Origin of the sequence: Atopobium sp. oral taxon 810 str. F0209 (assembly GCF_000466405.1) — a bacterium.
In the GTDB taxonomy this organism is placed as follows: Bacteria; Actinomycetota; Coriobacteriia; order Coriobacteriales; family Atopobiaceae; genus Olegusella.
The window spans coordinates 42,886-61,176 of the sequence record NZ_KE952967.1 but is presented as its reverse complement, the minus strand read 5'-3'; the positions used below and the strand labels follow the sequence as shown (position 1 = coordinate 61,176).

Genomic DNA, 18,291 nt, shown 5'->3' with positions numbered 1-18,291 from the left:
TAAGGGCAGACCAAAGCTCTCGTAGAACGCTGTGGTGACCAATTATTTACAGTAAATGGCTTGCTGTCCTCATCATCATGAGCAATCCAGGGACGCGAACGCTCATCGATCGTGCCAACAAAGAGGAGACCATATTCTTTGGTGTACTCATCGAACTCCTGAGTGCGAAAATTCTATCATTATGCCTTGTATGCTCTCAAATTCAGTCGTGATTGCATAATCACTGGCTTTTCTGCCTATCTTATCAAGGTAAGTATCGACGACCTGGCATGATTGCATGACAATTCCGGCAAAGGTCAGGCCATCGATTACTCGGACGAGCTCCGTGTTCCTTATCGACTTAAGCGAGACGAGGTAGAAAAGTGTATGTTCATGCTCGCCGCCCTGCCACATCGCAATAGGCATGCGAATTTTAATGGACCCATCATAGAAAAGTTCGATGATGGGTACAGAGTCGTCTACAAAGTTGTTGATGACGCGCCTGAACAGCAAGGAGTTATGGGCGCGTTGTCAAAAGCACTTTTCCTTGTAGATGGACTCGAACGCTTCGGTCATCGTTTCGACAGTTTTGTCGAAATCGTCGAAAGGAACAGCGTCGTTCCTCCGTCTGTATAGCCTTTTGAGATAGACGTCGAACAAGGGAAAAGTATAGAGAAACGTCCCGTCTGGTCTTATAGTTTGCGGCGGGAAATATACGGTACGATGGCAGAACTCATCCAGCTCATCTTTGAAAGCTCGCGCTTTCCGCTGCAAGTCTATCAGCGTGTAGCTGTCGGTCTTCTCTGCGAACTCGTCCGCATTTGGCTCAGTCCTCACATAAACGCTTCCATTTGCGAGATGAGATGGCTGCACTCCCTCCTGCACTTCGATGACAAGAACGCCTTTGCCAGTATCATCAGGGTTTTTGACAAATCGACAATCAAACCTTGGCACCAGCTGAATTCGGTGATGAACAATCTACCTAGCCGTCTGTTCATAATTAGTGCGCGGCGCATTGATACAAACGATGGTGCGATCATTCTTGACGCCAATGAAAATCCATCCTCCGCCAACATTTGCGAAAGAAGAGATCACCTTTGGAAACTTGCCTTTGACCGCCTTGTCAAGGGCTTCCTTATACTCTATACGACATAACCCTCGTCTATGTCTTTAAGCTGGCCGAGGTCCGCGAACTCAATTGTTTGCAAGTTGAGACGTTCGTCGGTGAAGCTATAAAGAGGGTATTCCATATGAGTATGCCTTTCTATTCATATGCAAGAAATGGCCAGGTAGGTTTCTACATGTCACCTCGCCCAGAGTAAGCTTGTGCATATCTTCCGTCATGCTGTCTCCACGCCTCGGATAATCAGCCGTCCCTCAAGCAGCAGCTTATGCAACAGGTTCTTCCCGTGGTCCTGATTGTCCATGGTGGCACCATAATCGACAAGTAGATTGTTGATTGAGTTCGCAAGGCAGGTGCGCCACCTTTCGTTCTGTGTCTCGGCACCATCAGCTCTGCTGTACGGGTAGTAAAAGACGAGAACCGTTTTGCTCTCATATAGGTCAACGCCATCAAAGATGGATTGAAAGTAGGAGTAGTCAGCCTTGCCGAGCGAGTGCCCATAGAACTTGATGACATCGGTGGCATCTCGTAGGTTGGCGCTGTTAGCGGTGCTTATCAACTTGTCGGTCCGAGATCCGCCTATTTGCATCAGGCGGAATGTCTTTGTGAATGCTACTGCATCGGGGTTGTCCATGCAGTCTTTGCCATCGATGCCGAAGATGATTTGACCACCGAGTTTGCCATGGATGTTTACGCAAGCTCCCTCTTCGCCACCATCAAAACATTTGGAAATCTGTTCGGTGTAGTTGAAGCTCAGCACAGAGGTAGACGAATGGTAGCCCTCTCCGCTTTTCTTGCCGTCTCTCTCGATGAGGCCGTAGAGACAACTGCATTTCTCCGCGTAGCCCTCGTTGTCAGCTACTTCACTGGACAGATACTCGCCAAATGCACGCTCAAGACGATAAAGGTCGTGTTTCAACAGCCTCATGAAGTGGTCGCGGTTGTATCCTTCTGTCGCAATCTCAGGACGTAAGGTCCAAGCGTATCGTGCAATGTTGCCCAGCATGAAGCTTTCGTCGTCCTGCTCGCTCTTCCTGCGTCCGTTGACTAGCACAAACACACCGTCTGTAAATGGGTTGAGCTTTATATGCCCTACCGCTTTCCTGAAGGGCGAAGGCGTCCGGTCTTCGAAGCTGGCTGAAAGTACCCACCTCTCTATGACAGCCTCAATGTCGCACCAGAGCGAATCGAGATTCGCCTCAAGTATGAAATCCCAGACCGTAAGACCAGATTCCGTGATGACCTGTTTCCAGGTTTCGCGCTTATAGTCAGATATTCCCTTAATCTTCTCGAAGCGTGGCTGGAAGAAGTTGCCGAACTTTGATCTCAAACCACATTGCAGGTCAAAACCGTTACCGATGACGATGAGTTGGTGCCAGTCTGCAACGCCGCCCGATACGGCATAGCTCAGGTCGGGAATGGAGTAATCCATTGCAGATAGCCTCGATGTCAGTGAACCAGCGTCAATCCCTTTGAAAGCGGCGTCGTCGACAACCGAAGAGAAACGCTTTCCGATATCGCTATGAGCGCCACCAAGAGCCTCGCTCGCTGCTTTAAGAGCCCCGGTGTCGATAGATTTTGCAATCCCGCTGATGTTGGCAACCTTTTCCAATGCACCAGAATCAATGGTTGCTTTCAATCCTTTCGAGGCGATCGAATCAGCCAGGCCGCTTGCATCGATGGCAGCCTTGATTCCACTCGTATCCAGAGCGCCCGCTAACTTGCCATAATCTGCGCCAACACCATTATCAAGTTTATCAATGTGTATCGAACTGTTCGATTCACTATCGGACATCTCGGCGTCCAAAGACATTCCACCTTTCCATTGTCATTGCAGAATCGGAAACATTTCCATTAGGTAGTTGATTTCCCAGGAAGTCAAAAACCCATATCTCTCAAGCATTTCTCGCAGAATCTTGGCTTGAGTAAGTTGCTCCGCATAAATCTGGTCGCACGGTCATTCAGTTCGATAGATTCAAATTGATCTATATAATGCGGTACAACCTCATCAACGCGAATCGTAAACTCCTGCCTCTACGGCTCAATCCTAAAGGAGCCCATGCTTCTTTACTCTGCTCTGGGCTTCCTTGTATACTTCTTTGTCAGCGCGTACACCAACGATCACGACTAGAAAGCTGCTCTCAGACCTTTCCAGCTTGTATACTATGCGCAAACCCGAGGCGCGCAGCTTCACCTTCAGGAAGCTGGTTAGGTTGGTTCCCTGCTTGTGGCCTAACGGCTTCCCATAGCCGCCCTCATCGGCGGGCAGCGGGTTCTTCTTGACCTTTTCAATTGCCTTGCGCACTAGCTTGCGCTGGCTACCGTCGAGCTTGTGGATGTCCCCCCTGGCCTCGGGCAGGTACTTATCGTACCAATTCATTCGAACTCCACGTCAGGCATGACCGCGATGTCATTGTCGGTGACACCCATTTCATCCCAGAGGTCATCGCCACTGATGAAGGAATTGGGATCTGCCGCCGTCATGCGCTCCGTAGCCATCGCAAGCAGGCGAGCGTCATCGATCTCGTCCATGATGGCGACGTAGTCCTCGGGTGGCATTAGTACGCACTCCGCCAAGTTGTTCTTCATGACCACCTTCGCGCCGGTCTTCCTGACCTCGTCGAACACCTTGCCGGCGAGGCCGCGGTTGAAAAGCGATATGGGCACGGTGTCTCTAATCGCGCTCGCGACGTTTGCCATGGTGCTGTCTCCTTCGTTCTTGCTCCCTTCTGCTGAGATTATATCAGTATATTCGCTGTATAATCAAGCAGTGTAAAATCAAATAACGAACCCAGTCTCATTTGCGAACCAGAGCGTGCGCACCGTGATCTGGGTAGACAGTTGTAGAGAAGGCAGGCCACGCAGAACAATGCCGTCGATAACGCTATAAAGGGTGCGGCACTCTGCCCTTCTGCGAGGGATGTCATGCTCATGGAGTGTCTTAAGCTCTAAGCAATTATTAATTGCCCTTGGAATTGAAAGGTATGACCCCGACGAGGGTGACAACCCCGTGATGATGGCGACGACGATTGGTTCCATTTAGAACCCCGCTGCAAAGAAAAAAGCCGAGATTCTCAATCAGCGAGAGTGTCGGCTTGTGTCACAAGGTCATTCCGAGCTAGAAGCCGAAGAGCAGCCTGACCAGCGCCATCTCGTTGTAGAGGTGCAACGGATTCTTTACTATACGATAGTATGCAGCTGCTCTTTCTGAATAGAGAGACTTCTAGAAGCTGGGGGTATCCGACCTTTTTCTATAGAGAAAATATAAGTATTGGACATTTATCTGTTTGCTGACAAACTGGCCAAGAGCGGAACGGAGTTCAGATGTCAACTCCCAGTGCTTGTCCCCAACAACAGAATCGAGTAAGGGAAATGATTCTAGACTCAATTCCTTGGAAAGAAGAATTGCACAGCCTGATTGGCCAGCTTACTTCAACAGCATTGCCTTTTGAATACGACGAAGATGACAGAAGCGATTTTTTCATCGAACGAGCATTGATATATTCTGCATTTGTTGCCAGACTTTTATTAGATGCCAAAAAAACTACTGATTCAATAAACGACTACTGTATGCCCGTTGGTAGTATTCCAAACAAATTAGAAAACCCCGAATATGTTAGCCCTTTGCTTCGTCGATTTCCAGAACACAACTACTATGACTTCGAGAATGAGACGGCTTTATCTGTTCCCTGCAGGCGAATACTCAATCAAATTATTCATTCTTTTGTAATTCCAGCCTTCGAAGTTGATGAAACTGGAACTGTTTTAGGTTTCTTCGTCACATCGGATAAAAGTGCAAACAAACAACTCTATCACATCAAATTAGAATGTTGGGTGAAGTATCTAGAGATGATAGTAAATGATGACATAACAACCATAGACGCTCATTTTGACCGTGAAAAAGGCAAATGGGTTGTAACCAGACGATAATCGTTTATCGATTACGGCTGCTGGGATATTTCGTTCTTGCGTAGGAATATTGTTTTGAAGAATGCTATAAATCCATTTGATCTAAATCATCTAGATGGGAAAGACTCTCAAACTTGATTTCTGAAAGATCAGGATTTAAGGCATTGTCCCCAAGCGTTTCTATCGACGAAAGCAGATGTTGTTCCGTTGTCGAGAAGCGTTTGATTGAGATGGGCGCTACGCAGAATAGGCATCAGAAACGTCTGACGAGCAAAGCTTTGACTTTACTCTCGGATGGGCGAATGGGTTGCTCGAGACGATTGCAAGAGGATCCGAGTGGAATGCCATTGTATTGACGGAATGCAAACTACCTGCAACAGTTCCTTTATGGATGGAATAATAGTCGCTGGGAAATAATCGAGAAGTATGCAAATCTCACTAGAAAAAATGAGTTTTGTAATCACCCTCAATCAACAAAGTAATTACAAGGTGATTCGGATTTAAGGGCAATGAGCAGACAGGGTGGTACGATACAACGTGTAATAGCACGTATAGGGCGATTGTTACGATCGAGTGGGAATAAGAAATTCTTTAGTTATTGGGGTATAAATCGTATATTTAACGAAAGATACCTCCATAAACAGGAGTTTTTGCCATGATGGCTCCAATGAAGATTGGAACTATCATGCGTCCATTCCCTTGGGAGAATTACCTAAAGAAGATCCGTAGGTTCTATCATGATGACGGGATGGTCAAGGTCATTATTGGCGTCCATCGCTATAGCAAGTTCTGCCTATGAAGTGCATTGTCGAAGAACTGAAATCAGAAGGAGTAGTCGACAATATGGGCGTCATCAACTCCAGATGCGAGAAGGTGATCCTCGAAGAGGTTGAGCAGCAGGTAGCTCTTCCCGCATCGTCTGATGCCTGTTACGACCTTTATCATGCCGTTGCCCATGTGCATCACGAGGTCGTCGAGGTTACTTGTCGCGCTTGATCTCCATGGCTTCCTTCCCACTCCTTATTTATCGAAATAAGGGCACATGTGCCTGATTTTCTCAATAGCAAAAGATTAGCGGATTCCGATATGAACAGCGACAACTATGGTTGTTCTAACTAGATTGCATGCATTCGACTACCACTTCGTTGTAGCTACTGCTAGTCAGTAAATTACGATTGGACTAGAGAAGTTTTCTAATATCACGTCAATCAAATAAAAAGTATCTTCTACCTGAACAGTTCGTCGTGCGAACCCGTTCTCTGCAGGTAGGCATAATCGCCGTCAACCGCCCAGATCAGTAGCCAGTCACCTGCGTTTGCTACGTGACACTCACGACTGCCATGCCACTGACCAGCCAAGACATGCATACTGTGCCTGGACTTAAGCTCTACAGTCGACTCCGGCGAGTTCTCGCAGATGAGGTCGATGACGTGCGCGAGTTCGTCCAAGTTCCATTTGCGCTTCGCTGCCTTCTTCTTCAGATCCCTAGAAAATGCGGGAGTGTACTTGATCTGGAGCATCGCTTGCACGCATTGCCGCTGCTAGGAGGTCGGCTCCAGAGGTATATGCTTTACCTGATTCGTTCTCAATCATCTCCTGAGTCTCAGCCAAGGCGCGCAGTGACTCCGCGTTCGGCTCTCCGTAGCCCAGTGAAAGCGGGATGGCGTGATCCCTTACAATCTGCTTGTAGAAAGCGCGTGTGATGCTGGATAGGTCAAATCCATAGTATTCAGCTACTTCCGCAGCACTGATCTTCAAATCCTCATCAATTCTCATGGTCAAAGTGGTCATAGTACCCTCTATTCACTAATGTAATGACACATAGTATACAATGTCAGTGCAAAATTTGCAATTAGGACGCCAATACATTGCAAACTGTCGATTTTTACGTTAGCAAATACAAGAGGAACATTCCCTTCTCGGTATTGCTAATCAAATTGGTTTACCTAAATCCCCATCGTCTCGCGAATGGCAACAATGTTGTGGTTGGGGCATAGTCTCTCCCACGTGATGTGAAAAAGAGAGTTGGATTATGCTTCGCTCATGAGTCGCTCGGGATTCTGTTCCACCATTACCGATAACCCTTCGCAATCGAGTATCTTCTGTTCCTGTTCGCTCCGAAAGAGACTGCGAACCCTTTGTCGACGAGGCGATTGAGCAGCTTCTGCGCGCTGCGCTGCGACATCCCGAGCAGGTTTGCTACCTCAGAACTCCTGACTGATGCCGTTCCCCCCATATATGAGAGCGCCTTTTGTTCCGTTGTGGACAGGTTATCGGCACTACGATCGTAATTGTCGGAACTCGCAGCACTGTTATCGGAACTGCGGGAGACTGCATCGGGCTTTTCACGCAGGACCTGCTTCTGATAAACCTCTATGATCAAGGAGATCACTGCCATCAAGGGAGGGACCGCCATACGCAAGCTGTATGCCAGTAAGGAAGGGCGATTCTCCCTCGATTTCGATTTTGCTGTATGCGGAAGGGTCGAGTGCTGATGTCTAGTAACCTGCAGCCCACGTCCCGCATAGGATCGTTTGAGTACAACTTCATCAGCCTTCTCGAGTCCGTTTCCGGTGGTGACCCAATCGTGCTCTGCAGCGATGTGGATGGCGTGAACCGATACGCCTCTTTGGATGAATGGCGTGTTGGTGATCAGGGGATTGGTACGTATTCGCTTCCTCCGAGCTGTGCTGCTCTTCAAATGGGTCGCGCTGTATCGTCTGCCAGCCCTACGGTGGATAAGCTCGCACTTTTTCGCCTGCTATTTGCTGGCAGGGACGATGTCCATGCGGAGAGCTATCACGACAAAAAGCGTGATGGTATTGCGTACTCTCCCGCATGTGCCAACTTTTGGAAGTGTGGTGTCTGCCCCAAAAGGGATAGGAAGCTTGCACGCTGTGCGGATTGCGAAAGCCGCGCGTTCACCCCGCTCTCCGACAGATTGCTCATTGCTCACATGAAGGGCGATCAGCGCCCCAACCGAGGTGTTATCGGATCCTACCCTCTCGTGGATGACCACATGACAAACTTTCTCGTCGTGGACTTCGATGGAGAGGGTTGGCAGAAGGCGGTGTCTTCCTATTACAATGCCTGCTTATTCGCTGGCGTTCCCCTTGCTGTTGAGAGGTCCCGTTCGGGCGACGGAGCGCATGCGTGGATTTTCTTCACGGAGCCCGTGGATGCTGGCGAGGCAAGGAAGATGGGAGCTGCCCTTCTCACGTGGGCGATGAGGGAGTCGGGGAGTATCTCTTTCGATTCCTATGATCGCATGCTTCCCAACCAAGACGTTGTTCCCAAGGGTGGTTTCGGCAACCTCATCGCGCTCCCATTCCAGGGGAACGCAATGCGCAATGACAATACTATGTTTGTGGATGGAACATTTGCAGTATATAGCGACCAATGGGCATATCTTTCGAACTTAGGGAGGATGCCAGGTGAGGATATTGAGGCAACCATAGCGAAGCTCGGGAAGAACGTCTTGGGAACGCTTGCTATGCTGGATGAGGGACAATTATCGGGATCCAAGGATGCAAGTTCCGAGAAACTGCCGTGGCAACCCCGCCAGAAGACGATGCTGAAACCGTCTGATGCACCTAGTTCGGTTGAGATCGTCAGGGCGAACGGGATTTATGTTTCGAAGGCAGGGCTTTCCACGGCGCTGCTTGACGCTTTGCGCCGGCTTGCTGCTATAGCAAATCCGCAGTTCTACAAGATGCAAGCAATGCGGCAGTCGGTCTACGGGACACCTCGGATATTGCACCTCGAATATGAGACAAAAGAATGGCTCGGGCTTCCCCGCACGTGCGAGGAGGGTGTCGAGTCTCTGCTTAAATCTTGTGGTACCGAGATAAAGACCAGAGATGAGCGAGGCGATGGTCGCAAGATAAAGGTCACCTTCAAGGGAACGCTTCGAGACGAGCAAGCGCGCGTTGTCGATGAGATATCTAAGTTCGAAGACGGAATCATCGTCGCGGAGACTGGGTTCGGAAAGACGGTGGTTGCCGCAGGGCTTATTGCGCAAGTCAAGGTGAGTACACTCGTCATTGTCCCAACCGCCGCTCTACTTGCTCAGTGGCGCGACCGGTTGGCAGAGTTCCTCGACATTGATGAGGAACCACCTATCCTCCTGACTCCAACTGGAAGGAAGAGTCGAAGGAAGACCTCTGTAATTGGCCAGGTTGGAGGCGGCAGGAGGGAACCAAGCGGCATAATCGACATCGCGCTCGTTGGCTCGCTGTTCGAGAAAGGCGATGTTAAAGGCGAGCGTATCGTGAGTGATCTTCTCGGGCAATATGGCATGGTTATCGTCGACGAATGCCACCATGCTTCCGCACCAAACTACACGGAGGTGCTCTCTGCTGTTCGCTCGCGTCGTCTGTTTGGAATGACTGCGACCCCTAAGCGTAGCGACGATCTCCAGGGAATCATGCATATGCTCCTTGGTCCCGTCAGATGTAAGGCGGCGCTACGAGACACAGCTTTCTCGCGGCTTCTTCTTCCTCGGTTCACCAAGACTCGCTCCGAGAAGGGGGTGGAGGGCGACTTTGTAAAGACGGTTGACTGTGTCTGCTCGGATGACGTGCGGACAGCTCTCATCGTCGGCGACGTCGTCGATTCTTGGGAGAATGGGCGCACATCGCTCGTATTGACCCGGCGCGTGGAGCATGCCGAAACGTTGCATGCGTCTATCGCCGCGCGAGGCTGCCCGGCCTTGCTGCTCACGGGTGAAGGCACCCCAAAGGAGAAACGCGAGAAGCTGGACAGGCTTGCAGCCTTCAGTCTGGACTCTCCGTTCGTGCTCGTAGGCACCGAGAGCTATCTTGGTGAGGGGTTTGACGAGAAGCGACTCGACACTTTGTTTGTCGCGGCACCTATGGCGTTTGAGGGATTAGTGGCACAGTGTGTCGGGAGGATCCAGCGTGATTGCGAAGGGAAGACAGATGTTGTCGTGTACGATTACGTTGACGAGTCGATTCGGATGCTTGACCGAATGTTCCGACGTCGTTTGAAGGAGTATGGCAGGCTCGGATACACGGTTGGCAGTCCTGTAAGTGAAGATGTCCGTGGCGAGCTTGTAAGTCGCGAGGGTTTCTTGCAGCGACTCGATGCTGATATAGAAGACAGCGTCAAGTTGGTTCTCATCGCAAGCTCAGAGCTCCATCTCAATCGGCTTGCGTCCGTGCTAAAGATTCTTGTCCGTGTCAAGGAGCAAGGCAAGCGTATATCTGTCTTCTTGCAGAAGTCAAACCAGGACAACACACGTAAGGCGGAGAGGGAAGAGCGTGCAGTCGACCTGCTCACTCAGCAGGGTATTGACGTGCAAGTCCTAGACAGCTGCCCCAACCTCGTCATTCTCGATGGGCAAACGGTGTGGTACGGGGGCATGGCACCGCTCGCTTTTCCGCGCAAGGACGAACAGGTTCTCCGTATGTCAGATTCTGCCGTCGCTAACGATCTAGTAGCTTCAATAACAGGAAGAGTGAGTCGGTTTTCATAATCGCTGTGAATTACCTCCCTAAGAGGAAATCCACGGCATTGACAAGCATGCCATGACAGCCTTTATGATGTCGGTGTCCTAGAACGTCTTAAGTTCCTCAAGGTATTTGTTACGTGGTATCACGAAAATCCGATCTTAAAAAAGTGTATAAATTGCAAGTTTTTGAGATTGTACCACGCAAGACGGCAAGCGGATTCTGATTAGCGCAGTTGACCTTTGGTTTGAAAACGGGGTTACAAGCCGTCCGATTGCGCGTAACTGACACCGGCTCGTTGCACCGTATGCTCAACTCACCCCCGTCTATAGGTGACAGGGTTGGACAGGGTGAGCGTAACGTCGTATTGTTCGTCCAGTACTTCCTTTTTCTCCCGCTGGCCTGACTCTGGGTAGAGACTTTCCGTCACGCGTTGCTAGACCGTAAGGCTCTGCTTGGCCGTGAGCCCTTCCTCCGAAAGGCTCATCTTGATCAGGATACGTTTCTTCTTCCTCTCAGTCCTGTATGCGTCCGCCATGTCCTCGGCAACGAAGAAGTCCACACGCACGTCGTTTTTGCTGACGTACGACCAGACCGCCTCGAAGAGCTTGTCGGTCAGGCACCAGTCTTAGTCGTGGAACATTCGCCAGAACCCGCTCCTGGTCCCAGACATTCCCGTCATCTCACTCATTCGTTTCATCCTTCCTGAGCATGAGCGCGTCCTCCATGCGGCGACTCAGTGGATCTGAATCTGAGACCAAGGCGCGGGCCGACGTGATCAAGGGAAGCGGGCGCACGCTGCTCAAGAACCCCGAAGACCTTACCGACAGGCAGGTAAGAACGCTCGCCGTCATCCAGCGTGAGAGCCCCGAGCTGTGGTGCACATACAACCTCAAGAAGCACTTCCGCGACGTGTTCAAATCCCCCCGACGTCGAGACCACGGAGAGGTGTCTCGACTCGTGAACGTTGTGGGCTCAGCGATGCAGGATACTGGAGGTGGCTGCCGTACAGGGGGAGCGTCAGGAAACGAAGAGACGAGATTCTCAGAGCGGTCGAGCTGGGAATCTCTAACACGCATGTCGGGGCGATAAATAACAAGATCAAGGTCACGCGGAGGATGGTATGCGGGTTCAGAATATCGATAACCTCATTGCGCTGGTCATGCTCAGATGCTTGGATCTGTCGATCGTACTACCCGGCAGGAAGGTTTAGATTAGGAACCTACACAAACTTGCGAAGGCTCGTTATTAAACGGTATAAACTTTCTCGGCGTCATTACAACAAAGTGAAACGACTATTGAAAAATGAGGTCAAATCCTACCTCTGTTAGCCTGTTGGCCTTGGGGTTTCAAACTTTGCACATCGGGTTCGAAATCAAAAAAAGATCCAACTGAATATGGGGGTCATTTCGCTTCCTAAATGAGACATGCTTTGCATCGGAGCGGTTGCGCGTCTGCTTACGCTGTCTTACCTTCTCTGCTCCCTTACGCCCTAGGCTGCACCGTCGAGAGAACGTATTTGTTGGCTGGCAACCACAGGTTTGCCCACTCTACCGGCACGTTACCCGTTACATGGACCACTTGAAGGATGTTGAGCACGGGGGCCTTGGGATCGCAGCTGAGTAGGGCTCCGTTCTCTGTGCCTGCAATACGCGCTCCGTACTGCAGACGTGCGAAGGCAATTTTACGCCGTGAGGCTTGCTCCATCGCCGAGAAGAGGGTCTCCTGTGTGAAGTCCACCTTGTCCAAGCCAGGACAGACAGTCAGGCTTACTTGGCTCATCATAAGCATGAGAGGATCGCCAGCAGTCGTGCTGCGCAGTCGACGTAGTATGAGGTAAGGTGACCCGACGGGAGCTTGAAGGTGTTCTGCCACTGAGTGAGTGCATGGAGCCACGCGCTGCTCGAGAACCTGGGTCTTGAACTGTACCCCCTGCAGGCGCAATGACTCGGACATGGAAAAAAGGCTGGTGCCTGTGGGATAGGAGAGCACTGGTCCTGCAACGAAGGAACCCTTGCCACGCACCTTAGTTATAAGTCCCTCATCAACTAGTGTCCTGAGAGCCTGCTGAATAGTACCGCGGCTAGTGCCATAAAGCGTCATCATCTCCGATTCGGAGGGCAGCTTCTGGCCGCGTTCCAACTCCTCCATATAGATCGCATTCCTGATGCGATCTGAGATTTTGGCGTGCAGTGGCACTGATGACTCGCGGATATCTTCGTTTGCCATGCTGGCCTCCTTTGTAGTTCTGTATCTGTCACAGTGGTACGCTTGAGAAACGATCAGGCTCTCGCTATATATTATCTTTCAGCGAGAGGTGAGATTGCCCAGCAACAATGTCTATAGTGTCGCTATCGGCCTATGCGAGCAGATGCAGAGCCAATGCATTGCAGCTTGTGTTGCTCCTTATGGCATTATGTGCGTCTCCAAGGTCCGCTTCATCCATTCCATCTTGCTCGTAAACGTCCATGTCTTACCTCCGCCTCCGCCTGATTCCATCATGATTGTGCTACTTGGCTGGCTAGGAAATTCCATCAGCAATCTGTCCCCCACATGCATCATACCTATATATAAAATTATGGTCAAGTAAGGATGGGTTTTTGAAATATCCCATCCTTAAATCCCGTCATGCCATATGACATGACTACACTTGTATAGAACAAATAAGCTGTAAAATAGGCAAATAGTACCATCTGTAGACAAACTTCGACCGTTCGCGCGCGATTAAATAACCTGATTAAGGATAACGATATATGTTACCGCCAGCAGCTGAGTCTGAGAGACTCAACATGAACAAGGAAAACTATGCAGGAGGTGATTACATGTCGGTTGGAATCGTGGTTGCAGCACACGGTGAGCTGGCAAGCGGGTTCTTGAGCGCTATAAAGCTTCTCGCTGGTAACGAGAGTCGGGTACAGACCGCAGAGCTGCGCGCAGGTATGGAGCCACTCGATTTCTGTGATGTCGTTGCAGAGGCGATTGATGTTGCAGACGAGGGGGATGGCGTGATGGTGTTTGTTGACCTATTCGGCGGCACTCCCTCGAACTCGGCTGCTCGTCTTCTCGGCAAGAAGCACATTGAGGTCATCGCGGGCGTGAACCTGCCTATGCTTCTCGAGTGTGTTATGAGCAAAGATGTTTCGCTGGGAGACCTTAAGCATCAGCTCTTGATGGCGGGAGCCCAAGCGACGGTGGATGTCCGCGCTCGTATGGAGGAGGCGGCGGAGCGTACTGGTGAGGGTGAGGACGACGAGGACTTCGTCTGACGGGGCGGGCGTGGGTGTGCGACATCCCGTGATAACCCGCAGCATCGCTCCATAGCTCATTGCAGGACATGAGACAGACACGAAGGGAAGGGGAGATTATGGAAAAGGCAGCAGGCCTCGCGAACGTCAGGCTCACACGTGTCGATGACCGACTGATACACGGTCAGGTCATGACATCTTGGGTCAAGGCGACCGCTGCAAACAAGATCATGGTGATCGATGACGAAGTAGCCCAGGACGAACTCACGCGTACAGTGCTCAAGGGCGTCGTCCCCGCAGACGTCAAACTCGGTATCTTTTCGGTCGCGAAGGGCGTCGACCGTATGAAGAAGGGCCTCAAGCCTCAGGACAGGCTCATCATCCTGGCTAAGACGCCAGTGACCATCTGGCGCATGTATAAGGCGGGAGTTGAGTTCCCCGAACTCAATATTGGCGGCGTGGGTATGCGCGCGGGCCGCACGACGCTCTACCAGAACATCGCTGTCTCCGAGGAAGAATACGATGCGTTGCGTAGTCTGATCGCTGCAGGTTGCAAGGTTACCATCCAAATTGTGGCTGACGACAACAAGATTGATGTCGCCAAGCTACTCGAGAAGTAAGGGGACGGAACCATGACCATCTCACTCTTCCAGGCATTTCTTGTTGGTGTTATCTACTACCTAGGCTTCGTTGGCACGCCGTGGCTCATGAACCTCGGTGCCATGTCGGTGATCCAGAAACCGCTTGTCGCGGGCGTGCTCGTGGGCATCGTGTTGGGCGACCCGGTGCAGGGCGCCATTATCGGCGCAGCCGTGCAGATGCCGTTTATTGCGTATATCTTTGCTGGTGGCGCACAGCCCAACGACCCAGGTCTTGCTGGCACCCTCGGAGTGGCACTGGCTCTTGCTGCCGGGCTCGATCCCGCGCAGGCCGTTGCGATCTCCGTGCCTATCTCGCTGGTAGGCACCATCATCAATGTCATCCGTATGACCGCCAATGTTGGTGTCGTGCATGCCATCGATCGCGCTGCCGAACAGGGGAATATGCGCAAGGCTGTTTTCCTGCACATCGTCCCGCCCCAGGTTATATGTTTCGTGCTCTGCGTGGTGCCTGTGACACTTGGTTGCTACTTCGGTGTAGACGCTGTTGCTGCTATTATCGCGACCCTGAAGGGTCGCCCACTCTACACGCTTGAGGTTATTGGTGGCATCCTCCCCGCACTTGGCATCGCCATGAACCTACGCACGCTAGACCGCCCTGGCACGCTTATCTGGTTCGTGCTTGGGTTCGTGATTACCGCCTATCTGGGGCTCTCTGCTATGCCCGTGGCAATTATCGGCTTTGTTATCGCGTTCTTCTACGTGAACCTCGAGACGAGGTTCCCCGAGACCTCGCAGGTAGCGGTGGGCAGGACGGCGTCCGCAATTGATGCGGCTACGGCATCCGACGACTCTGATGACGATTTCGAATAGGAAGGACACAGCAATGAGCGAAGACATTGAGCAGGCAACATCTGTCACTCCCGCTCCAAATGAGCCCCAGACACTGACCAAGCATGACCTCAACTGGGCGTGGTTCAAGTGGGTCACTTTCTTCAACTGCAACATCAACTACGAGCGCCTGACCTCATCGGCGATGCTAACCGCGTACTCGCAGATCCCTGACAAGATTTACCCTAACAATAAGGCCAAGAAAATAGAGTTCATGAAGCGCCAGCTCGAGTTCTTTAACACCGAGCCTCATTTCGGCAGTATCATCATTGGCCTTACCCTCTCGATGGAGGAGGAGCGTGCAAAGAACGATGCGGTGACTCCCGAGGCCATCACTTCTGTCAAGACAGGCCTCATGGGGCCCTTTGCCGGTGTTGGTGACACACTCTGGCAAGGTACTATCACTCCCATCTTACTGGCTATCTGCATGCCCGTAGTTTCGAGTGGCAACCCTTTCGGTGCCCTGCTCTATGCTGTACTGATCATGACGGCTATGCTCTCTATCTCGCACTTTATGTTTTTCACAGGTTACCGCTCCGGCAAGCAGGGCGTCGAGTCCATGATGAAGTCCGGCATCTTGAGCCGCGTGATCTCCATCGCAACCATTATGGGTGCTATCGTACTCGGCTGTCTGACCTGCAACTACGTGACAGCAACCTCCTCTCTCGAAATCGCCGTCGGTGAGGGTACTATCAGCCTCCAGAGCACCCTTGATTCCATCCTCATCGGTATTGTGCCCCTTTCTGTAACGTTACTGTCTTGGTATCTGCTCAAGATCAAGAATATGAGCGCCACTAAAGTGCTCGTCATCCTGGCACTTATCGGCTTCGTCTTGGGTATCACAGGTCTCTTCGGCGGGGCGGCATAGCCACCATGCAGCAGCATCGTATGCGCAACCGTGTTTAGTAAGACGTTCAGAAAATACGGAAAGGTAAGGTAGTTATCATGGTTAACAACGACAACGTCATCATATTCAACTCCGCCGAGACCCATCTCAGCAACTACGAGCTCGTGAGTAAGAGGAGCGGGCGCGTGCGCCACGAGCTGATGCTCGTGGACGACCCCGAGACGGGTATGATCGTCAAGCTCGTCCGTTACACCGCGGGTCATCCCGTGGCGATTCACAAGCATGAGTGCGCTAAGGGGATGTATGTGCTACGTGGCATCTTGCGCACCGAGCAGGGCAACTTTGGAGCAGGTAGCTTTATCTGGTGGAAGCCCGGTACTACCATGTACCATGGCGCTACGCTCAACGAGGACGTCGATGTACTGTTTATCACCAACAGACCCTTTGACATCGAGTATTCAGGCAAGGAGTCCGACCCTAGGGATGACGAGTGACAGGTAAACCCCTATGACTTCTGTGAGAGGGACTAGTCTCTAGAGACCTGTCCCTCTCCTTATTGTGCAGGCTGCCGTGAGGTAGAATATCAGACTCCAAGGAGCCCAGGTAGGCAACCATCTTCTGGTCGGTCTTGCCGACTACCACGACGAGGAAGAGGATCGCGTCGCGAATGTTGAATCTGAACCTGATTCATGTAGAAGTTAGCCTGTGCCTCGCCAGCGGGCTACTCCAGATCCATATATCCCATCGCATCGCGCTCGGCCTTTATCCTTGAGCGCTCCTTGGCGACAAAGGCGCGTACGGAGGATTCGCAGATGTTCGCGCCTATCTCCTTAACTAGGCGCTCCCAGATTCTGTGTGCCGTGTGGCGCTGTTTCTTCCATTCCTTGAGGTCCTTGATGAGCCAAGCGTGGATGATGTCCGCATACCGGTCGATCTTGCAGACTCTGCGTTTTTTCACGGACATCTTGGGGGGAGAAGTTGTCCTTGTTTAGGTACTTGTACACGGTATCTCTGGTGACGTTAACCTTCTCCGCAATTGCTGTAATGCTCTCACCCCTTCGTCATAGCTGTCGTATAGAATCTACTTGTGACATGCTGATCATTCCTTCCTGGACCTCCTTAGTCGAAAACCGAAGCATGACCAAGTTAGTCCACATGTTGGTGGGTCAACATGTCCCTTAGTGCTGTGTCGGAAACCTGTCAATCAGATTGTCGACGCTGAGGTTAACGAATGTATAGAAGGTATTACTGATGATCACATCATCTATCTCGAACTTGGCCGTTACAGATATCGCTCTGGGGATATCCTAGAACAACGTGAAACCCTCATCGAGACACTGCTTGACGTCTAGGGATGAAGTACCTCTTCATCGATAAGATCAAAATTATGTCGATTCGAGGCATTCTGCAAGGCTGGCAGCCGTGGTTGGGGTAAGCAGCTGGTGAGTACTTTCAATCCATTACCTGAGCGCGCCAGCTATATCACATGCAAAGAAGATCTGTTCTTTGATATCGACAGGCCGCTTACGCCAGATACGGACCATATCCTTTTGGACAACATCAACCGTCTGCCTCAAGAGTTCCTAGAAGAAGAGCTTATGAGCGATGCTGAGGCACTGGGTCTGGTTGCACGTGCGTTTGGCAGCGATTTGCCGGAAGAGCGCGAAATAGCATTTGGCGAGCTTAGTGATTTGGTTGAGCGTAACATTTGCATTCGTAGACGCCTAAAGAATCGCTTGGATGACGCCATCGAAGTTGCCTGCAAACGTGTTGGGTGGAATTTCAAGACTGCAGTTCCCGCTTGGTATCCCACTCGCGATGTTATGAGTCTGCTGCTTCCGCTGGATTTGTCTGATGACGACCGACCCGATGTTGCTCTAGTAGTGGAGCTTGCGGAGTCAGGTGCTTATATTGGGCAGACCATACTTACTATGCCTATGGCGTACTCTAATGCGCGCCTAGTATGTCGCCCTGACAGCGATTGGTTGAATACCTCGCTGAAAATTCTGGTAGATGAAGAAAATGATGAATGAGATGTCGGTGAGCCTTAGGGATTAACTGCGTCTGGCTGAAACATAAAGAGAAGTCAGATTAAGTGGCAGGAGCTGATGCTAGAGAAGTTATTACGTTAGCGAAGCGTGGGAGTCTCAGCATCTTGAGCGGTTACAGAACGCCCGTAAACGTGATTTTGCTATGGTGATTGTCGCTACTCTGAGTTTATTTTGCT

23 protein-coding genes and 1 pseudogene are annotated in these 18,291 nt (G+C 51.1%); 15 read left to right on the top strand and 9 right to left on the bottom strand.

What is annotated here, in order from left to right; all coding sequences use genetic code 11:
- Positions 1-372: 372 nt before the first annotated feature.
- Positions 373-615: a hypothetical protein gene (locus HMPREF9069_RS09345; protein WP_156894199.1), complete on the top strand. Its 243-nt coding sequence runs from the start codon at positions 373-375 to the stop codon at positions 613-615.
- Between the two features lie 342 nt (positions 616-957).
- Here HMPREF9069_RS09345 and HMPREF9069_RS09845 read toward each other — a convergent pair whose 3' ends face one another.
- From HMPREF9069_RS09845 to HMPREF9069_RS08210, 4 genes are all read right to left on the bottom strand, one after another.
- Positions 958-1,074, bottom strand: a complete 117-nt coding sequence (locus HMPREF9069_RS09845; protein WP_353640733.1) for an RNA-binding domain-containing protein — start codon at positions 1,072-1,074, stop codon at positions 958-960.
- A gap of 245 nt (positions 1,075-1,319) precedes the next feature.
- Positions 1,320-2,915: an AbiH family protein gene (locus HMPREF9069_RS08220; protein WP_021626811.1), complete on the bottom strand. Its 1,596-nt coding sequence runs from the start codon at positions 2,913-2,915 to the stop codon at positions 1,320-1,322.
- A 234-nt stretch (positions 2,916-3,149) separates the two neighbouring features.
- The gene (locus HMPREF9069_RS08215; protein WP_021626810.1) at positions 3,150-3,482 is read right to left on the bottom strand and encodes a type II toxin-antitoxin system RelE family toxin; all 333 of its coding nucleotides are present in this window, start codon (positions 3,480-3,482) and stop codon (positions 3,150-3,152) included.
- The gene (locus tag HMPREF9069_RS08210) at positions 3,479-3,802 is read right to left on the bottom strand and encodes a type II toxin-antitoxin system Phd/YefM family antitoxin (RefSeq protein WP_021626809.1); all 324 of its coding nucleotides are present in this window, start codon (positions 3,800-3,802) and stop codon (positions 3,479-3,481) included. Before HMPREF9069_RS08210 ends, HMPREF9069_RS08215 begins: the two co-directional genes overlap by 4 nt.
- A gap of 624 nt (positions 3,803-4,426) precedes the next feature.
- On the opposite strand from HMPREF9069_RS08210, the gene HMPREF9069_RS08205 reads away from it, so the two are divergent.
- From HMPREF9069_RS08205 to HMPREF9069_RS09840, 3 genes are all read left to right on the top strand, one after another.
- A complete protein-coding gene (locus HMPREF9069_RS08205; RefSeq protein WP_156894198.1) occupies positions 4,427-5,032 on the top strand; it encodes a hypothetical protein in 606 nt (201 codons plus the stop codon).
- A gap of 634 nt (positions 5,033-5,666) precedes the next feature.
- Positions 5,667-5,810: a hypothetical protein gene (locus tag HMPREF9069_RS09340; protein WP_021626807.1), complete on the top strand. Its 144-nt coding sequence runs from the start codon at positions 5,667-5,669 to the stop codon at positions 5,808-5,810.
- A complete protein-coding gene (locus HMPREF9069_RS09840; RefSeq protein WP_035438935.1) occupies positions 5,807-6,007 on the top strand; it encodes a hypothetical protein in 201 nt (66 codons plus the stop codon). The genes HMPREF9069_RS09340 and HMPREF9069_RS09840 overlap by 4 nt, the downstream gene beginning before the upstream one ends.
- A gap of 230 nt (positions 6,008-6,237) precedes the next feature.
- Here the strand turns inward: HMPREF9069_RS09840 and HMPREF9069_RS09835 are convergent, their stop codons facing one another.
- Positions 6,238-6,531 carry a type II toxin-antitoxin system YafQ family toxin gene (locus tag HMPREF9069_RS09835; protein WP_021626805.1) on the bottom strand — a complete coding sequence of 98 codons (294 nt, stop codon included), beginning with the start codon at positions 6,529-6,531 and terminating at the stop codon, positions 6,238-6,240.
- Entirely contained in the window at positions 6,497-6,802 is a 306-nt protein-coding gene (locus HMPREF9069_RS08190; protein WP_021626804.1) for a type II toxin-antitoxin system RelB/DinJ family antitoxin, read from the bottom strand. The genes HMPREF9069_RS09835 and HMPREF9069_RS08190 overlap by 35 nt, the downstream gene beginning before the upstream one ends.
- 584 nt (positions 6,803-7,386) lie before the next feature.
- Between HMPREF9069_RS08190 and HMPREF9069_RS09830 the strand changes: the two genes are divergently transcribed.
- The 4 genes from HMPREF9069_RS09830 (at position 7,387) to HMPREF9069_RS09820 (ending at position 11,813) form a co-directional block, all read left to right on the top strand.
- Complete coding sequence (locus tag HMPREF9069_RS09830; RefSeq protein ID WP_156894197.1) at positions 7,387-7,506, top strand: nucleotidyl transferase AbiEii/AbiGii toxin family protein; 120 nt, start codon at positions 7,387-7,389, stop codon at positions 7,504-7,506.
- Positions 7,506-10,508 (top strand): TOTE conflict system archaeo-eukaryotic primase domain-containing protein, encoded by a 3,003-nt coding sequence (locus HMPREF9069_RS08180; protein WP_051317833.1) that lies wholly within the window; start codon positions 7,506-7,508, stop codon positions 10,506-10,508. Before HMPREF9069_RS09830 ends, HMPREF9069_RS08180 begins: the two co-directional genes overlap by 1 nt.
- Positions 10,509-11,193: 685 nt before the next feature.
- Positions 11,194-11,574 carry a transposase gene (locus HMPREF9069_RS09825; protein WP_084170385.1) on the top strand — a complete coding sequence of 127 codons (381 nt, stop codon included), beginning with the start codon at positions 11,194-11,196 and terminating at the stop codon, positions 11,572-11,574.
- Positions 11,484-11,813: a transposase gene (locus tag HMPREF9069_RS09820; protein WP_353640734.1), complete on the top strand. Its 330-nt coding sequence runs from the start codon at positions 11,484-11,486 to the stop codon at positions 11,811-11,813. Before HMPREF9069_RS09825 ends, HMPREF9069_RS09820 begins: the two co-directional genes overlap by 91 nt.
- A gap of 154 nt (positions 11,814-11,967) precedes the next feature.
- Here HMPREF9069_RS09820 and HMPREF9069_RS08170 read toward each other — a convergent pair whose 3' ends face one another.
- On the bottom strand, positions 11,968-12,711 hold the full coding sequence (locus HMPREF9069_RS08170) for a GntR family transcriptional regulator (protein WP_021626798.1): 744 nt from the start codon (positions 12,709-12,711) through the stop codon (positions 11,968-11,970).
- Between the two features lie 560 nt (positions 12,712-13,271).
- Between HMPREF9069_RS08170 and HMPREF9069_RS08160 the strand changes: the two genes are divergently transcribed.
- From HMPREF9069_RS08160 to HMPREF9069_RS08140, 5 genes are all read left to right on the top strand, one after another.
- The gene (locus HMPREF9069_RS08160) at positions 13,272-13,748 is read left to right on the top strand and encodes a PTS sugar transporter subunit IIA (RefSeq protein ID WP_051317832.1); all 477 of its coding nucleotides are present in this window, start codon (positions 13,272-13,274) and stop codon (positions 13,746-13,748) included.
- 68 nt (positions 13,749-13,816) lie between these two features.
- Positions 13,817-14,347 (top strand): PTS sugar transporter subunit IIB, encoded by a 531-nt coding sequence (locus HMPREF9069_RS08155; protein WP_021626795.1) that lies wholly within the window; start codon positions 13,817-13,819, stop codon positions 14,345-14,347.
- Between the two features lie 12 nt (positions 14,348-14,359).
- Positions 14,360-15,199 (top strand): PTS mannose/fructose/sorbose/N-acetylgalactosamine transporter subunit IIC, encoded by an 840-nt coding sequence (locus HMPREF9069_RS08150; protein ID WP_021626794.1) that lies wholly within the window; start codon positions 14,360-14,362, stop codon positions 15,197-15,199.
- A gap of 13 nt (positions 15,200-15,212) precedes the next feature.
- On the top strand, positions 15,213-16,085 hold the full coding sequence (locus HMPREF9069_RS08145; RefSeq protein ID WP_035438931.1) for a PTS system mannose/fructose/sorbose family transporter subunit IID: 873 nt from the start codon (positions 15,213-15,215) through the stop codon (positions 16,083-16,085).
- 77 nt (positions 16,086-16,162) lie between these two features.
- Positions 16,163-16,558, top strand: coding sequence for a cupin domain-containing protein (locus HMPREF9069_RS08140; RefSeq protein WP_021626792.1), 396 nt, complete (start codon positions 16,163-16,165; stop codon positions 16,556-16,558).
- 227 nt (positions 16,559-16,785) lie between these two features.
- Here the strand turns inward: HMPREF9069_RS08140 and HMPREF9069_RS09680 are convergent, their stop codons facing one another.
- Positions 16,786-17,022 (bottom strand): hypothetical protein, encoded by a 237-nt coding sequence (locus tag HMPREF9069_RS09680; RefSeq protein WP_232204068.1) that lies wholly within the window; start codon positions 17,020-17,022, stop codon positions 16,786-16,788.
- 34 nt (positions 17,023-17,056) lie between these two features.
- Positions 17,057-17,110, bottom strand: a pseudogene (locus HMPREF9069_RS09815) (hypothetical protein); the annotation flags it as partial.
- A 135-nt stretch (positions 17,111-17,245) separates the two neighbouring features.
- Between HMPREF9069_RS09815 and HMPREF9069_RS09325 the strand changes: the two are divergent.
- A complete protein-coding gene (locus HMPREF9069_RS09325) occupies positions 17,246-17,416 on the top strand; it encodes a hypothetical protein (protein WP_021626790.1) in 171 nt (56 codons plus the stop codon).
- A 21-nt stretch (positions 17,417-17,437) separates the two neighbouring features.
- On the top strand, positions 17,438-18,097 hold the full coding sequence (locus HMPREF9069_RS09120) for a DUF3825 domain-containing protein (RefSeq protein ID WP_084170381.1): 660 nt from the start codon (positions 17,438-17,440) through the stop codon (positions 18,095-18,097).
- Positions 18,098-18,291: the final 194 nt, after the last annotated feature.

What these genes read in the sequence shown, in the direction of transcription:
- HMPREF9069_RS08215 (WP_021626810.1), bottom strand. Translation starts at nt 3,482, where the DNA reads ATGAATTGGTACGATAAGTACCTGCCCGAGGCCAGGGGGGACATCCAC.
- HMPREF9069_RS09840 (WP_035438935.1), top strand. Translation starts at nt 5,807, where the DNA reads ATGAAGTGCATTGTCGAAGAACTGAAATCAGAAGGAGTAGTCGACAAT.
- HMPREF9069_RS08210 (WP_021626809.1), bottom strand. Translation starts at nt 3,802, where the DNA reads ATGGCAAACGTCGCGAGCGCGATTAGAGACACCGTGCCCATATCGCTT.
- HMPREF9069_RS08170 (WP_021626798.1), bottom strand. Translation starts at nt 12,711, where the DNA reads ATGGCAAACGAAGATATCCGCGAGTCATCAGTGCCACTGCACGCCAAA.
- HMPREF9069_RS09340 (WP_021626807.1), top strand. Translation starts at nt 5,667, where the DNA reads ATGATGGCTCCAATGAAGATTGGAACTATCATGCGTCCATTCCCTTGG.
- HMPREF9069_RS08150 (WP_021626794.1), top strand. Translation starts at nt 14,360, where the DNA reads ATGACCATCTCACTCTTCCAGGCATTTCTTGTTGGTGTTATCTACTAC.
- HMPREF9069_RS08145 (WP_035438931.1), top strand. Translation starts at nt 15,213, where the DNA reads ATGAGCGAAGACATTGAGCAGGCAACATCTGTCACTCCCGCTCCAAAT.
- HMPREF9069_RS08220 (WP_021626811.1), bottom strand. Translation starts at nt 2,915, where the DNA reads ATGTCTTTGGACGCCGAGATGTCCGATAGTGAATCGAACAGTTCGATA.
- HMPREF9069_RS08190 (WP_021626804.1), bottom strand. Translation starts at nt 6,802, where the DNA reads ATGACCACTTTGACCATGAGAATTGATGAGGATTTGAAGATCAGTGCT.
- HMPREF9069_RS09830 (WP_156894197.1), top strand. Translation starts at nt 7,387, where the DNA reads ATGATCAAGGAGATCACTGCCATCAAGGGAGGGACCGCCATACGCAAG.
- HMPREF9069_RS09345 (WP_156894199.1), top strand. Translation starts at nt 373, where the DNA reads ATGCTCGCCGCCCTGCCACATCGCAATAGGCATGCGAATTTTAATGGA.
- HMPREF9069_RS09835 (WP_021626805.1), bottom strand. Translation starts at nt 6,531, where the DNA reads ATGCTCCAGATCAAGTACACTCCCGCATTTTCTAGGGATCTGAAGAAG.
- HMPREF9069_RS08205 (WP_156894198.1), top strand. Translation starts at nt 4,427, where the DNA reads ATGTCAACTCCCAGTGCTTGTCCCCAACAACAGAATCGAGTAAGGGAA.
- HMPREF9069_RS09825 (WP_084170385.1), top strand. Translation starts at nt 11,194, where the DNA reads ATGAGCGCGTCCTCCATGCGGCGACTCAGTGGATCTGAATCTGAGACC.
- HMPREF9069_RS08155 (WP_021626795.1), top strand. Translation starts at nt 13,817, where the DNA reads ATGAGACAGACACGAAGGGAAGGGGAGATTATGGAAAAGGCAGCAGGC.
- HMPREF9069_RS08180 (WP_051317833.1), top strand. Translation starts at nt 7,506, where the DNA reads ATGTCTAGTAACCTGCAGCCCACGTCCCGCATAGGATCGTTTGAGTAC.
- HMPREF9069_RS08160 (WP_051317832.1), top strand. Translation starts at nt 13,272, where the DNA reads ATGAACAAGGAAAACTATGCAGGAGGTGATTACATGTCGGTTGGAATC.
- HMPREF9069_RS08140 (WP_021626792.1), top strand. Translation starts at nt 16,163, where the DNA reads ATGGTTAACAACGACAACGTCATCATATTCAACTCCGCCGAGACCCAT.